13 protein-coding genes are annotated in these 15,240 nt (G+C 63.8%); 4 read left to right on the top strand and 9 right to left on the bottom strand.

Annotated features, from left to right (window positions below; all coding sequences use genetic code 11):
• Positions 1 to 169 precede the first annotated feature (169 nt).
• The gene (locus tag ACT6QG_RS15820; protein ID WP_444978596.1) at positions 170 to 1,498 is read right to left on the bottom strand and encodes a hydroxymethylglutaryl-CoA reductase, degradative; all 1,329 of its coding nucleotides are present in this window, start codon (positions 1,496 to 1,498) and stop codon (positions 170 to 172) included.
• A 96-nt stretch (positions 1,499 to 1,594) separates the two neighbouring features.
• On the opposite strand from ACT6QG_RS15820, the gene ACT6QG_RS15815 reads away from it, so the two are divergent.
• Together ACT6QG_RS15815 and ACT6QG_RS15810 are read left to right on the top strand one after the other, a co-directional pair.
• Complete coding sequence (locus ACT6QG_RS15815; RefSeq protein WP_444978548.1) at positions 1,595 to 2,980, top strand: aminotransferase-like domain-containing protein; 1,386 nt, start codon at positions 1,595 to 1,597, stop codon at positions 2,978 to 2,980.
• Positions 2,981 to 3,874, top strand: a complete 894-nt coding sequence (locus tag ACT6QG_RS15810) for a hydroxymethylglutaryl-CoA lyase (protein ID WP_444978547.1) — start codon at positions 2,981 to 2,983, stop codon at positions 3,872 to 3,874.
• 65 nt (positions 3,875 to 3,939) lie between these two features.
• Here the strand turns inward: ACT6QG_RS15810 and ACT6QG_RS15805 are convergent, their stop codons facing one another.
• The 5 genes from ACT6QG_RS15805 to ACT6QG_RS15785 form a co-directional block, all read right to left on the bottom strand.
• Positions 3,940 to 4,701, bottom strand: coding sequence for a hydroxypyruvate isomerase family protein (locus ACT6QG_RS15805; protein ID WP_444978546.1), 762 nt, complete (start codon positions 4,699 to 4,701; stop codon positions 3,940 to 3,942).
• Positions 4,702 to 4,892: 191 nt separating this feature from the next.
• A complete protein-coding gene (aldA, locus tag ACT6QG_RS15800) occupies positions 4,893 to 6,353 on the bottom strand; it encodes an aldehyde dehydrogenase (RefSeq protein WP_444978545.1) in 1,461 nt (486 codons plus the stop codon).
• An 88-nt stretch (positions 6,354 to 6,441) separates the two neighbouring features.
• The gene (locus tag ACT6QG_RS15795) at positions 6,442 to 7,524 is read right to left on the bottom strand and encodes a 2-keto-3-deoxygluconate permease (RefSeq protein ID WP_444978544.1); all 1,083 of its coding nucleotides are present in this window, start codon (positions 7,522 to 7,524) and stop codon (positions 6,442 to 6,444) included.
• Positions 7,525 to 7,678: 154 nt separating this feature from the next.
• Positions 7,679 to 8,311 carry a cupin domain-containing protein gene (locus ACT6QG_RS15790; protein ID WP_444978543.1) on the bottom strand — a complete coding sequence of 211 codons (633 nt, stop codon included), beginning with the start codon at positions 8,309 to 8,311 and terminating at the stop codon, positions 7,679 to 7,681.
• Between the two features lie 79 nt (positions 8,312 to 8,390).
• Positions 8,391 to 9,737 (bottom strand): NAD(P)H-dependent oxidoreductase, encoded by a 1,347-nt coding sequence (locus tag ACT6QG_RS15785; protein WP_444978542.1) that lies wholly within the window; start codon positions 9,735 to 9,737, stop codon positions 8,391 to 8,393.
• 118 nt (positions 9,738 to 9,855) lie between these two features.
• Here ACT6QG_RS15785 and ACT6QG_RS15780 point away from each other — a divergent pair, with 118 nt between their 5' ends.
• Positions 9,856 to 10,779, top strand: coding sequence for a LysR family transcriptional regulator (locus ACT6QG_RS15780; RefSeq protein WP_444978541.1), 924 nt, complete (start codon positions 9,856 to 9,858; stop codon positions 10,777 to 10,779).
• A gap of 54 nt (positions 10,780 to 10,833) precedes the next feature.
• Here ACT6QG_RS15780 and ACT6QG_RS15775 read toward each other — a convergent pair whose 3' ends face one another.
• Positions 10,834 to 11,970 carry an alpha/beta hydrolase gene (locus ACT6QG_RS15775; RefSeq protein ID WP_444978540.1) on the bottom strand — a complete coding sequence of 379 codons (1,137 nt, stop codon included), beginning with the start codon at positions 11,968 to 11,970 and terminating at the stop codon, positions 10,834 to 10,836.
• Positions 11,971 to 12,134: 164 nt separating this feature from the next.
• On the opposite strand from ACT6QG_RS15775, the gene ACT6QG_RS15770 reads away from it, so the two are divergent.
• Complete coding sequence (locus ACT6QG_RS15770) at positions 12,135 to 13,169, top strand: AI-2E family transporter (protein WP_444978539.1); 1,035 nt, start codon at positions 12,135 to 12,137, stop codon at positions 13,167 to 13,169.
• On the opposite strand, the gene ACT6QG_RS15765 is transcribed toward ACT6QG_RS15770, so the two are convergent.
• Positions 13,170 to 14,168 (bottom strand): Lnb N-terminal periplasmic domain-containing protein, encoded by a 999-nt coding sequence (locus ACT6QG_RS15765; protein WP_444978538.1) that lies wholly within the window; start codon positions 14,166 to 14,168, stop codon positions 13,170 to 13,172.
• Positions 14,169 to 14,376: 208 nt separating this feature from the next.
• Positions 14,377 to 15,234 carry an S-formylglutathione hydrolase gene (fghA, locus tag ACT6QG_RS15760; RefSeq protein ID WP_444978537.1) on the bottom strand — a complete coding sequence of 286 codons (858 nt, stop codon included), beginning with the start codon at positions 15,232 to 15,234 and terminating at the stop codon, positions 14,377 to 14,379.
• Positions 15,235 to 15,240 lie beyond the last annotated feature (6 nt).

Below are 15,240 nucleotides of genomic sequence, written 5' to 3'. Positions count from 1 at the left end.
GAATGTTCATTGTCCTGGGGGGCGTTGGGTCCTCCCCTTTGCGATCGCGGATGACCGGCGGCAGCGGCCCATGCGCCGAAGCGCCGGATGGGCCGCCAACCCTGACCGGTCCTGCCGGAGACCATGCCCTGCCGATTGCAGGACATGGCCGCCGGGAGAGACTTCAGGCTCAGCCCTCGCCGCGCAGGCGGGCGAGGATCTCCTGCGCCCGTGCGGCGCGCACATCATGATTGGCGGCAAGTTCGCGCGCGACAGCGTCGATCTCGGCCCCGCTCGCTCCGGCGCCGATGGCGATGTTGCGGGCATGCAGGGCCATGTGGCCACGCTGGATTCCCTCTGTCGCCAGCGCGCGCAGCGCTGCCATGTTCTGGGCCAGGCCGACAGCGACGGTGATCTCGGCCAGCTCGGTGGCGGATGTGACGCCCAGAACCTTCAGCGCCGCCTGCGCCGCCGGATGGGTTTTGGTCGCCCCGCCCACAAGGCCCAGCGCCATCGGCATCTCGATGGTGCCGACAAGGTTGCCGGCGGTGTTCACTTCCCAGGTGGTGAGGCTGGTATAGCGGCCATTTCGGGCCGCATAGGCATGGGCGCCGGCCTCGATCGCGCGCCAGTCATTGCCGGTGGCGACAACCACCGGGTCGATGCCGTTCATGATGCCCTTGTTGTGGGTCGCCGCACGATAGGGGTCGATCGCAGCAAACTCATAGGCATCGACGATACCGTCAATGACGCGACGGCCCTCATAGGCCTTGGTGGTGAGAACCTCCTCGGTCAGCTCCACGCGGGCGCGGGCGATGCGCAGATCCGCCAGATTGGACAGAATGCGCAGGCGCACCGTGCCGCCGGTGAGCGCCTCGATCATCGGCGCGACAGTCTCGGCCATGGTGTTGACGGTGTTGGCGCCCATCGCGTCGCGCACATCCACCAGCAGATGGGCCACAACCATCGGCCCGCGCGAGGAGGTGGGGAACACATGGACCTCGACATCCTTGCACCCGCCGCCAAAGCCCACCAGCACGGTGTCCTTCGCATTGGCGGCCGCGATCAGCTCATCCTTGCCGGCAAGGATCTTCAGGCGCGCGCCATAAGGATCGCTCAGGCCGAGAATCTGGATCTGCGCCCGCATGATGGGGGCGGTGGTCGAGGTCTGGAAGCCGCCGCACTCACGCACCAGCTTGGCCATGAAGGAGGCGGCGGCCACGACAGAGGGCTCCTCCACCGCCATCGGCACCAGATAATCACGGCCATTGATCTGGAAATTGGTGGCAACCCCCAGCGGCAGCTCGAACGTGCCGATGACATTCTCGATCATGCCATTGGCAAGATCCAGCGGCAGGGCATTCCCGGCAAGGCGGGTCGCGGCCTGGGCATCGATCCCGGTGGCCTCGGCGAGCTTTTCCAGCCGCTCGGCCGGCGAAAGATTACGCATGTTCTCAAGGCGCGAATTGACGACCTGCACTTTTTCCCTCCACTGGGTTTCTTCTGAATGCCCTTGCATCGCCATCAAATTGTCCTAAAATTTGACCGTCAAACAAGGGACAGTTTGGTCCAATAAAGGGCGCGAACTGTCCCATATCCTTGCGCGGGAGTGCCTGTGAGCCGGGCAAAAACCATTGCGGATGAAGTAAAGGCGCAGATTCTGGCCGGCCGCTACAATGCCGGCACACGCCTGCCGTCCATCCGCGAGGCCGCGCAACTTTATGGCGTTTCAAAAAACACCATATCGGAGGTTTACGAGCAGCTTGCCGCGCGCGGGCTGGTGGAGTCGCGGCGCGGCTCGGGCGTTTATGTCACAGGCAACCGCATGCCCCCGGAGCGGGTCGAGGCCCCGCATGTGGATGAGGCCATCAGCATCGTCTCGCTCCTGCGCGCTCAGCTCGACCAGCACTATGTCCTGCGCCCGGGGGATGGCCGCCCGCCACCGGACTGGATGGAGGAAATGGAGCTGCGCCGCTCCAACACGCGCAGCCGCCCCGGCCGGGCGGTGGATGAGCATGGCTATGGCTCCCCCTGGGGCCTGCGCCCCCTGCGCGAATGGCTGGTGCGCAGCCTTGCCGAGCGCGGCATCCAGACCAGCCCGGACGGGGTGATGCTGACCCATGGCATCAATCACAGCTTCGATCTCATCATCCGCCACCATCTCAAGCCCGGCGACACGGTCCTTGTGGAAAGCCCCGGCTATTACCCCCTGTTCGCCAAGCTGGCCCTGGCGCAGGTTCATGTGGTGCCAATCTCCCGCAAGCCCCATGGGCCGGACATGGCCGAGCTGGAGGCAGCGCTCGCCCGCGTCAGCCCGCGCCTGTTCTTCATGCAGTCCCAGGCGCACAATCCCTCGGGCGGTGGGCTCAGCGCCGCCAATGCCTTCCTGCTGATGCGCGCGGCGGAAGCCCATGACTTCATTCTGGTGGAGGATGATGTCTTTGCCGATATCCTGCCCGGCAACCTGCCCCGCCTTGCCGCCCTCGGTCTGAGGGACCGGGTGCTGTATCTGGGCTCCTTCTCCAAGACCCTCTCCGCCAGCCTGCGCTGCGGCTATATCTGCGGCGATCCCCGGCAGGTGCATGATCTGGTGAACCTGAAGATGGTGACAATGGTCTCGTCATCCGGGCAGGTGGAACAGATGGTGCTGGACTGCGTGTTGCGCGGCCAGTATGCGCGCCATCTCAACAGGCTCATCGCCCGCGTGCGGGCCGGCCACAAGGCCTCGCTTGAGGCGCTGACCCAGGCCGGCTTCAGCCCCGGTGTTCCGGGCGGGCGGGGGTTTTATGTCTGGCTGCCCCTGCCGGATACGACCGATGAGGCGGCGCTGAATGCCGCCGCGCTCAAGCAGGGTATCTTCCTTGCGCCATCCAGCGTTTTCTATCCCGAGAAGGCCGAGCACAAGCCACAGGGACTGCGCATCAATATCGCCTATGGTGCAGACCCGGTGCTGATCGATTTCCTGCGGCAGACCGTGCCGCTTTGCCAAACAGGAGCATGAATGTCTGACGCAGTGCGCATCATCGAGGTCGGACCGCGCGACGGCCTCCAGAACGAGGCCAGCCCCCTGTCCGTGGGGCAGCGTGTCCACATGATCGAGGGGCTGATCCGGGCCGGGGTGAGGATCATCGAGGTGGGCAGCTTCGTCTCGCCCAAATGGGTGCCGCAAATGGCCGGCTCCGATGAGGTTCTGAAGGCGGTATCCGGACATGCGGGAATCGACTTCCCCGTTCTGGCGCCCAACCTGAAGGGCTATGAGGCGGCCGTGGCTGCCGGGGCGCGGGAAATCGCGGTCTTTGCCTCCGCCTCGGAAAGCTTCTCGCAGAAGAACATCAACTGCTCCATCGCCGAGAGCCTGGAGCGTTTCACCCCCATTTTCGAGCGTGCGCCGCAGGATGGGGTGAAGCTGCGCGGCTATGTCTCCTGCGCCTTCGGCTGCCCCTATGAGGGCGATATTGCCGCCGAGGCTGTCGTCTCCGTCTCGCGCGCCCTGCATGAACGCGGCTGTTATGAGATCGCCATTTCCGACACCATCGGCACGGGGACAGTGCGCAAGGTGCGCCGCGTGTTTGACGCGCTCTCGGGCATCGTGCCGCTGGAGGCGCTGGCCCTGCATGAGCACAACACCTATGGGCAGGCGCTGGCCTGCATTCTCACCGCCTATGAACTGGGCGTGCGCAGCTTCGATGCATCCGTCGGCGGGCTGGGCGGCTGCCCCTATGCCAAGGGCGCAACCGGCAATGTCGCCACCGAGGAGGTGGTGTTCCTTCTGGAGGGGCTGGGCGTGAACACGGGCATAGACCTGAAAGCGCTCGCCGCCGTGGGTCTGGAAACCTACGCCCTGCTCGGCAAGACACCCTCATCCGGACTGGCCCGGGCCCTGCTCTCACGCTAGGTCTGTCAGCATGGAGCGGCCCGTGAACAGCCGCTCCATCCACCCCGGACATGCGGAGCATGGCTCTAAATGCGGCTATAGGCCTGCATCCAGCCGAGCGTCTCCTCGGTCGGGCCATGGGTGCGGTATTCCGCGCCGACAGGTCGTGTCCAGCCAAGCCGGCGCATGTGCGAAAGCACGGTATGGTAGTTCACCTCGCCTTCATCCGGGTGGGCGCGGGCGGGGACGGATGCCATCTGCACATGGCCGATGACCGGCAGCAGCCTTTCAAAGCTGCGGCAAATGTCACCCGCCGTGATCTGCTGGTGATAGACATCGAACATCAGCCGCAGCTCCGGCAGGTTCAGTTCGGCGATGATCGCCGCCGCCTGATCCGCATTCTTCAGGAAATAGCCCGGTGCATCATAGGGGTTGAGCGGCTCGATCAGAATGGTGATGCCATGGGGACGAGCCTGCGCGCAGGCATGGCGCAGGTTTTCCAGATAGGTCTCATGCGCCCGCGCACCTTCCGCCACCCCCGCCATGGCGTGGACAGAGGACGTAGCGGTGGCCACGGCATAGGCTATCGCCTCATCAATCGCCGCGCGGGCCTCCGCCTCCCGGCCGGGCACCGCCAGCAGGCCATTGTCTTCCGGGCCGCCGCGCCGGGTGTTCAGGCCCAGCATTCTCAGGCCCGTTTCAGCCAGCGCCGCCGCGGTTTCCGCTGCCGGAACCGCATAGGGCCAATGGCATTCCACCGCATCGAACCCGGCCTTGCGTGCGGCGCGGATCGCATCCGGCAAGGGCAGGTCATTCCACAAGAAGCCGAGATTGGCGGAAAACTGCATGAGGCATCCTCACATTCGATCGCTCGCAGCATATGACGCCGGGCAACTGCCCCGGAAGGGCGAAAGCGCGGGCGGACACGCGGTGCCGAACACGCGGCCTCTGCCCTCATGCGTCATGCAGGACATCAGGAAAGGAGCCGGGCACAGGAGGGGGAGGGAGGGAGACCTGTGCCCGGCCAGGGGCGAATGCTTCATTCACCCTTGATGTAGACGACGTGGGTTTCGGTAAACTCATACAGGCCGTGCTTGCCATCCGCCCCGCCGATGCCGGACTTGCGGCGGCCGGCATGGAAGCCCTGCATCGCCTCGAAATTCTCGCGATTGATATAGGTTTCGCCGAATTTCAGTTCGCGGGCGGCCTTCAGTGCCGAGTTCAGGTCCCGCGTATAGATGGAAGAGGTGAGGCCATAGTCTGAATCATTGGCCAGGGCGATGGCCTCTTCCAGGCTCTCCACCTTCTGCACCGGCAGAACCGGGCCGAAGGTCTCGCGGCGCATGATGTCCATGTCCGCCGTGGCGCCGCAGATCAGGGTCGGCTCATAATGGAACCCGGTTCCCCGGTCGGCGACCTTGCCGCCGGTGACAACAGTTGCCCCCTGCTTGCGGGCCAGATCCACCGCCTCGGCCACCTTCTGGAGCCCGGCCGCATTGACGAGCGGGCCCATGTCCAGATCCTCGTCCACCGACGGGTCGCCATAGCGGGTGGATTCGAAGAGCACCTTCAGCTTGCCCACGAGCTCGTCATGCACCTCGCGCGCCACATAAACACGCTCGGCGCAGTTGCACACCTGCCCGGTATTGATGACCCGCGAATTGAAGATGGCTGTGGCGGCCAGATCCAGATCCGCATCCTTCAGCACGATGGCCGGGGCCTTGCCGCCCAGCTCCAGATTGACGCGGGTGAGGTTGCGCCCCGCCACCTGCATGATGTGGGAGCCGGTGCCGACCGAGCCGGTGAAGGTGATGAGATCAACGCCGGGATGCGCCACCAGCGCCTCGCCCGCCGTGCGTCCATATCCGCCGATGAGGTTGAACACACCCTTGGGAAGGTCCGTCTGCGCCACCAGTTCGGCGAAGATATAGGCGTTGATCGGCGTTTCCTCGCTGGGCTTGATGACGATGCTGTTGCCTGTCACCAGCGCCGGCGCCATCTTGCGGGCGATGAGGAAGAAGGGGAAGTTCCACGGCAGGATGCCCGCCACCACACCCACCGGCTTGCGCAGCAGCAGCATGGTCTCGTTGGGCCGGTCCGAGGTCAGCACCTCGCCCTCGATCCGGCGGGCCCATTCGGCCATATAGTCGATATAGTCGGCGGTGAAATCGACCTCCACCTGCGCAAGGGCGGGCACCTTGCCCTGTTCCTTGACGATGACATCCGCCAGGGCGAGACGGTGCTCGCGCACTTTCGCCGAGATCTGGCGCAGATAGCCGGCGCGCGTGATGGCGGGCAGACGCTCCCATCCATCCTGCGCCCGGCGGGCCGCCGCAACGGCCCGGTCCACCTCGCTGGCGTCAGTCTCGGGCACGCGGGCGATGACATCACCCGTGGCGGGGTTGATCACATCGATCCGGCCCGATGATCCTTCGGCAAAACTGCCATCAATATAATTGCGATAGCTGCGGTCGAGGCTGATGAAGGGGTTTGTCGTCATGTCTCATTCCTTCCATGGCCATGATGCGGCCAGAGAATATGGATGTGCGGGAGCGTGTGTCTCGGCACCGCGCTCCCGCAACGCGCAATCAGGCGGGCTGCTCGTTCAGGCGCGGCTCGGGTGCGCCCTCGACACTGCCTGTATTGATCCAGTGTTCTTCCGCCTCCGGCGAAATGCCGCGCGAATACTGCCAGCGCGAAACGGCCATCACCAGAAACGGGACCAGAAGAGCCGTGGTGATGGTCGCAGCCGCCACCTGTGATGTCGAGATCGCCTCGATGGCCCGGTAGCTGGGATCCAGCAGGGCAACGGCGGCGGGTGTGGCGACGGCATTACCGGCGACGGTGGACTCGGCAGCCCCGGAGATCAGGTTGCGCGTGGCCTTCGGGCGGCGGGTGATGACATGCATGGCATGCAGGAACAGCATGGCGAACACGCCCGAGCAGATGACCGTGGCCACCCCCAGCAGAACCCCCTGCATGCCGGCCTGGAGCAGCATGGAGAAATCAATGCCGCGACCGACGACGAAGCCCAGGAACGGAATGAGGAGCGCCTCACCTGGAGCCAGGAACCTGCGCGCCTCGGGAGAGCTGTTGCCGACGAGGAAGCCGATGATGAGCGGCATCAGGCAGCCGATCAGCATCTCCATGGGGAAGGCGGCAAGGCCCGCCGTGCCCAGAATGAGCAGGGTGATGAACGGCCCGTCATTGAGCGAGATGACCGAAACCGCGCCCCGGTCCGATGCATTGCCGAACTGCTTTGTCAGGGCCACATAAAGCGCTGAGTTCGAGTTCGTCATGCCCGCGATGATCGCCAGCGGCGTCAGGCCCCACAATGTGCCGCCCGGCATGTAGAAGGCCACCATCAGGCCGATGGCGCCACCGATAAAGGCTTTTCCAAGCAGAATGGCGACACCCTTCTGCACGGTTGCCGATGTCTGCCTGAAATCGATCTGCGCACCCATGCAGAAAAAGAACAGGCCAAGCAAAGCGCCGGTTCCATCCCGGAACAGCGCGGAGCTGAAGCTGCCGACATTCAGCACTTCAGGGCAGAATGTATTGATTGTGGCGCCAAGAAAAAGCGGAACAATCATGAGCGCACCGGGAATCTTGCCCAGTATGCGGCCAATACCCGCGATGATGCCGCGGTTCTCCTTTGGTGTTTCCGTCACCTTTGCCTCCCGATATGGATTGGTGCTGCCGCGGACCTGTTTCCGGTCCTTTTGTGGGGCATGCGCCCTTGTCTGGCGCATGCCCTTGACTGGCCCGTGCATGCAGCCTGCCGGGCCATGTTCTTCCTTCAATACAGGCGGCTATCCGCCCCTATCACGCCAGTTCGAGATCGTTGCGCAGGTCCTTGTTCCAGACATAGCGCGCGCGGGAGACCACCTCCTCGCGGGTCATCACCGGAAAGCGGATGTTCTGCAGGTCTCCCTTGTAGGGAATATACTGCTCCGGGCCGGTCAGAAGCTCGGTCTGCTCTGTCGCGAAGAAGCTTGTTTCTTCGGAATAGTTGTAGACCATCGTGAAATGGCCATCCGAAACCGTGCCATCGGGGAGCCTGATGCCCGCCGGGCAGGCATTCCAGGTGTGCGGCACGCCGGGCGGAATATCCACGAGGCTTCCTGCCGGCACCACGAAATATTCGCCGCACAGCTCGGTGATGCCCACACCGTTGAGCACAAGAATACGCTCCGGCAGCATGCGCAGTTCAGCGCTCTGTTCATCCCGGATCATGTGAACATGCCGGGGAAGGCGACAATCGGGATGAAACTCGATGAAGCCGAACTGTCCCTCGAAGGAGAGGGTGTCGCCATCATCATGGCCTGTATAGAGTTCATGCATGGTGACCGGGAAGCCTTCCAGCGGCTGCTTCACGTTTGCGCCGGCTCCATGCGTCACGCGCGTTCCATTGTCGAGTTTCACACCAAGGATCTTGGATGCGTTGTCATGTGCCATGTCAGTTCTCTCGGGTCAGACCGCTTTGGGTCATATCTCTTGCATTCGACGGGTGCGCCCGCTGCCGGGGCCGCACGGCTCAGGCGGAGATGAGGAACTGCCTTTCCATCTCCTTGCGCAGCTTGATGGTCTCGTCGCCGGCGTCATATTCGACATCGGACCAGCACACGACCTGCCCGTCCGGGATGGCGCGCTTGAGCTTCATGCCATGGGCAAGGCCGATCGGAACGGCATCGAGACGCGAGGAGGTGGCGGCCGGAATGACCTTGCCATAGACGGTGTAACCGCCTTCGCCATCCAGCATTTCCCCGGCAGAAAGGGCGCGCTTGGCCACGGCCACCACATCCGCGCTCCAGCCCCGGGTGCGGCCTGTCGGCTCCTGGCGGGTGGCGATGGAGGCGACCGAAACGCCAAGCTCAAGGCCGATGAGGTGATAGGGCTTGTAGGTGGCGGCGAAGCGGCCGGTGGAATCGGTGAGAAGGCCATACTGCTTGAAGCAGTCGCGCACATACTGGGTCTCGCCCTCGATCACCACATAGACACCCCAGCGCAGGTCCCGGAAGACCGGGCGACCATCGCGCTCGATCGAGGAAACCACCTCGACGGTGCCGCGGCGCTTGAGAATGCCGCCATATTCCTCCGGGCGCAGAATGGTCTGCAGGTCATCCACCCCGCAGGCCGGGAACAGCAGGCCATCATCGGGGGGCAGCAGGTCACAGCCATTGGCCACAGCCGCCATCTCCAGCGCGGACTTCGTGCCATCTAGGAAGGAGTTGAACATCTTCGGGTTGAAATCGCCCCCGGCAACCTGCTCCGGCGTGAAGCCATAATGGCCCCATACGGTATCGGGCGTGGACTTGTGGTAGATCGGCAGATATTTCGTGCCCTTTCCGGCGCACACCACATTGAAGCCGCTGCAGCGCGCCCAGTCGCACAGTTCCGCGATGAGCGAGGGCTGGTCGCCCGCCGCCATGGAATAGATGATCCCGGCTTCCGCCGCCTTGCGGGCCAGCAGGGGGCCGGCCAGAACATCCGCCTCCACATTCACCATGATGATGTGCTTCTTGTGCGCGCAGGCCAGAAGCACATGGCGCACACCCGCCGCGGGATGGCCCGTGGCGTCGATCACGATATCGATGAAGGGGCTGGCGATCATGTCGGCGGCATTGTCGGTGATGCATGTGCCGCCGCTCCTGTGCGCCTCCTCGAAGGAGGTTGCGGCAAATTTTTCATCCGCCCAGCCCACGCGCCGCAGGGACTCTCTGGCACCCGCCGGATTGAGGTCCGATACGCCGACGAGATGCACACCCGGAGTGCGATTGGCCTGGGACAGATACATCGACCCGAACTTGCCGGCGCCGATGATGCCGACACGCACCGGGTTACCATCCGCTTCACGCGCGCGGAGTTTCTCAAACATGGACATTGGCTGCTCCAGGAGTTTCCGTTCCCTTGGCCCGACTGACTTCTCAACGGGTCATCAGGCTGGAGCTCACGCTACAAACCCCCTTGCCTTGTTGTAAATTCGCATGCACACAAAGCGCATGTGCGCAAATTCCCATATACCCGAACTCGACTGGGATGACCTGAAAGCCTTTCTGGCCGTGGCCCGGATCGGTCGGCTGACCGTGGCCGCGCGACGTCTGGGGCTGGATCACTCCACCCTCAGCCGCCGCATCACGGCGCTGGAAGCCACATTGCAGATGCCCCTGTTCTATCGCTCCCCTTCCGGATACAAGATCACCGAGGCGGGAGAACGGCTGGCGCGTGAAGTCCAGATGATGGAAAGCGCGGTCATCCGCATCCAGTCCGAAGCATCAGAGGAAGTAAACAGTCTTTCCGGCCCCATCCGCCTGACCATGCCGGAGGGATTTTCTTCCAGCTTCTTTGTCCGGCGCCTCCATCTGCTGCCGGAAGACATGATGGATGTGAAGGTCGAGCTGGTCGCCAACCCTTCCATACTGAGCCTCACCAAGCGGGAGGCCGATATTGCCATCATGATGGAGCGGCCCAGACAGGGCCCGCTGATCTCGCGCAAGCTGTGCGAATATGAATATGGGCTCTATTGCAGCCGCGCCTATCTGGAAAACCATGATGAAGTGCGCACGGTTTCCGAAATCGACCAGCATTTCGTCGTCGGCTATATTCCCGACATGCTGCCCACACCGGCGCATGACTATCTGCGCCACTATCTGCCGCACCGCGATGCGGATCTCCAGATCTCGAACATTCTGACCCAGGTCGATGCGATCTGCCATCAGGTGGGCATCGCCCTGCTGCCCTGTTTCATAACGGCACAGCACCCGCATCTGGTGCGCATGCTGCCGCAGGAGATCAGCTTCCTGCGCTCCTACTGGCTGGTGACCCATGAAAATCCGCGCTATCGCCAGCGCACGGAGCGGATGAAGGACTTCATCATCGCGCAGGCCGAAGCCCACCGGAAGGTGTTCCGCCCCTCATCGCCCTAGTGGCGGAAGGGCCCAGCTGCCACACGGGCCTGAGGGCGCCCTTCACGCATCTCGTCACTGCCCGGTCACGCCGCCCACGAACAGCTCGATCGGGGTGCTGGCCACGAGGCGCATGGTATGGGTCGCCCGGTCCAGCCCTTCGGTGTTTTCATCCATGCGCTGGCCATCCATCATCTTCTGCCCGAACAGCTGCACCACTTGGGGCGTGGTGGCAAAATGGCTGTGCTGCAGGGCATCGCCCCCTTTCAGGGCGGTCAGGTCCAGCACCACGATATTCGACCCCTGCCCGAGACGCTCCTGATAGGCCGGATCGCTCATGTCCATCGCCCCGACGCGGGTGACGCGCCCGGCAAGCCGGCTGGAGAGCCCCAGCGCCTTGTCATGGCGATCCACGAAAATCGCGACATACGGGCGCTTGGGCCCCAGCTCTTCCATCTGCCGCTCGAACACATCCACATCCAGATCGGGGGAGGCCAGGATGACGCTGGAAATCTTGGCCGGAACGCGCCCGTTGCGCAACGCCAGATCGCGCAGCGCCTCCATGGTCAGCCATGCCCCCATGGAGTGGGCCAGCACCACAACCTCATCCACATGGCGGCTGCGCGCGGCCTCTTCGAGCACGGTGGCAAGATCGGCGCGGGAGAAATTCGTGCTTTCGCGGTCATAGATATATTCGCTCACCCGCCCGCGCGAAGGCCAGGAGAACAGGACCGGCACCAGATTCGCATCCGTATCATGAATGAACTGGGCAAAGCGGAAGACGGAGGCATCGAAGCGGGTGTTGAAGCCATGCACGAAAACCAGCACACGCCGACGGTTCGCCGGCTGGGTGTTGTACCATTTCGCGGCCCCGGCCTTGGTCAGCGGGTCCACCCGGGTCACGGCGAATTCGCGCGTCGGGTCCGGAGGGATGTGGCGCGGCCACTGAATGGTGCCCACCTGCCGGTTGGGCGGCACGGACACCACGACATTGGCGAGGGAGAGCGAGGTGCTGCGCTCCCCGGAAAAGACCACGCCCGGCGCATCACTGGGCGCACGGGGGGTGGCCACCAGCATGTCCACCCTGGAGCCGGCGGGCGCATCGATATCAACCGGGAGCAGCACACCCTCGCGCTGCGCGCAGGCGGCCAGCGCCAGCCCCAGCAGCACACCCATCCACGCCCTGAAGGGAACAGGCCCGGCCAACACCATGCGCGTGCGCCGGAAAGCCGGCCCGCGCCATGCAAAAAGGTTATGCCCCCACGCCATGGCCACCTGCCGCATCATCCCCGTGGACCTGAAGAAGGTTCTAGAGCATTTTTGCCATGGATTGAATGGCAAAACCGGCACGCGGACACATTCGGGCGGAGATCATCATGAAGGTGCTTGTGGGCCTGATAGCAGCCGTCGCGCTCGGCCTTGCGCTGGCGCTGGCGCAGAACATCTTTGCGCCGGTGGCTTTCGCCCTGTTCATCATCGCCGTCGTCTGGCCGCTCCAGAGCCGGCTGGAACGGCGCATCTCCCCCATGCTGGCCACGCTCTCCACCCTCGTCATCACGCTGGTGGTGGTGAGTGCGCTCACCTATCTCATCATCTGGGGGCTGGGTCGGGTGGGCCAGTGGGTGTTCGCCAATGCCAGCCGCTTTCAGGACATGTATGAGCAGGCTGGCATCTGGCTGGAAGGGCATGGCTTCGTGCTGGGCGCCGTGGTTGCCGAGCATGTGAATGTGCGCTCCATGCTGCGGGTGTTTCAGGATATCACCAGCCGCCTTCAGGGCCTCACCAGCTTCCTCATCTTCACCTTCGTCTATGTGCTGCTGGGCCTGCTGGAAGTGCCCACGGTGGAGAGCCAGTTGCAGCGCCTGAGCCGGAGCACGGACAAGCGGGCCGGCCTTGGCGCCTTCCTCCTGGCCGCGATCGCCGATATTGCCCGCAAGTTCCAGAAATACATGGTGGTGCGCACTTTGATGAGCATCGCCACCGGGTTCATCGTCTGGCTTTTCACCCTTGCCGCCGGGCTGGAACTGGCGCTGGCCTGGGGGGCGCTGGCCTTTGCGCTGAACTATATTCCCTTTATCGGGCCATTCATGGCCACCTTGCTGCCCACCCTGTTCGCCCTGGCCCAGCTCGGCTCATGGCAGATGGCGCTGTTCATCTTCATCAGCCTCAATGTCATCCAGTTCCTCACCGGCAGTTATGTGGAGCCGCGCATTGCCGGGGCGGCGCTCTCCACCTCGCCGTTTCTGGTGTTGTTCGCGGTGTTCTTCTTCGCCTTTCTGTGGGGCATTGCCGGCGCCTTCATCGGCGTGCCGATCCTGATTGCCGCCCTCACCTTCTGCGCGCACCACCCCTCCTCCCGCTTCATCGCGGACATCTTCTCCGGCAAAATGGCGCGGGAGGGGAAAGAGTGATCAGGGCGCGCGAATGGCCGCGGAATAGGGTTCCGCGCGGCCATTCTGCGGGGCGATGACAGCCTGCCGCCGGATCTCGTCCAGCGGGCCGCCATCCTTCAGCATGCCATGCTCATGCAGATAATCCGGCAGATAGCCGGAGAGGAGAATGCGCCAGTCAAACGGTATTCCAGGATGAGCCAGACGGGCGAGCTGATAGATGATGGTGGTGCAGTTCGAGGTCAGAGTCTGGTAGAATTCCGGCTGTTCCGCCAGCCGGTTGCCCAGCGCCACATAGCTCAGCAACAGATGGCGCGCCTGTTCCGGCGTCACCTTCAGGGGAAAGAGCGAGACGGTTTCCCCCCGCGCATCGGTGCGCAGGCGGATGATGTCATTCTCATCCGAGGCGATGAGCGCGAGCTCGAACTCCTTAAAGAAGCCGCCAATTTCCGAAAATGCCTCGCCCTTTTCCTTGCGGATCTCGATGGAGAAGACGATGCGCTCGCCATTGGCGAAACCAAAGCCGATCAGCGTATGGGCAATGGCCGGGCTGGCCCAGACCGAGCTGAACAGATCCACCGAATTGAGCTGGTCCAGATCATAGCGCCGTGTCTGCCAGCGCGGGGTGAAATCATTCTCGCCGCGCCACTCGAAGTCACGCACATTGTAGAGCGTGAGCGCGTTCCCCTCCACGCGCCCGGTCACGATATGCGCCACATCCGGCGCCCAGTCGCGATCATTCCGGGGCAGGATCGAACTCCACCACAGCCCCACCGCCACGCCGGCCACCAGCACCCCGGCCCATGCCCGCGCCGGCCGGCGGCTGGCGAGCCAGATGAGACCCGCCCCGGTCACCACCGCACAGGCCATCAGCACCATGCGCAGCGCCTGCGGGGCCTGAAACCACAGCGCCGCCATGGTCCAGCCCGTGCCGGCCACCACAACCAGCACCAGCAGGCAGAGCCCGGCCCGGCGCCGGAACCGCGCAGAACGACCCGAGACCTGCCTGGAATCCATCATGGTGCGCCTCACTTCCGGTTCCGCCGTTCAGGAGGCAAGCCGGCGCAGGCCGCACGGGCCATGCCGGATCTCCTGAACCTCTCAGGAGCAGACCGGTCCGTTCACAATATGGCGGCAGCACAGAACAGGGCGCGGCAAAGCCTCTCCATTCACATGAAAACGCCGGCCACAGGGGGCCGGCGCTTCATCTGTTCACATGTCATGCCCCTCAGCCGGCCAGTTTGGCCGCATGCCAGAGCAGATGGTCATCCATGAAGGTGGAGATGAAATTGTAGGAATGGTCATAGCCGGGGCGCATGCGCAGCTCCAGCGCGATGTCCGTTCCCGCGCACGCCTCCACCAGATGCTGCGGCATCAGGCCGGTCTTGAGGAAAGGATCGGCATTGCCCTGATCGATGAGAATGGCCGGCACGCGCGCGCCATCCTCGATCAGCAGGCAGGCATCATAGTCCCGCCATGCCGCCTCATCGCGCCCAAGAAACTTCTCCAGCGCCGGGCGCGACCAGTCCGCCACCGAAGGCTTCACGATGGGCGCGAAGGCCGAGACGGAGCGGAAGCGCTCCGGGTTCTTCAGCGCGATGGTGAGCGCCCCGTGCCCGCCCATGGAATGGCCGAAAATGCCCTGCCGCTCCATATCCGCCGGGAAATGCGCGGCGATGATCTCCGGCAGCTCCTCCGTCACATAGCTGTACATGCGGTAGTGCGCGGCGAATGGCTCCTGCGTGGCATCCAGATAGAAGCCGGCGCCGGAACCGAACTGCCAGTTCTCCTTCTCATCCGGCACATGCTCGCCGCGCGGGGAGGTATCGGGCAGCACGATGATGAGGCCAAGCTCGGTCGCCATGCGGCGATACTCGCCCTTGTCCATGCAATTGGCATGGGTGCAGGTGAGGCCGGAGAGATACCACAGCACGGGCAGCTGATCGCCGGTATCGTGCGGGGGCACGAATACGGCGAACGTCATCGGCGTGCCGGTCTCGCGCGAGAGGTGACGATACACGCCCTGAATGCCGCCATGGGCCAGTGAGGTGGAGACCGTTTCCAGTTCGGAAGAAGCAATGCTCATGTCCTG

The organism is Haloleucobacter ellipsoideus, assembly GCF_052491725.1.
This window is presented reverse-complemented; position numbering and strand designations above follow the sequence as displayed.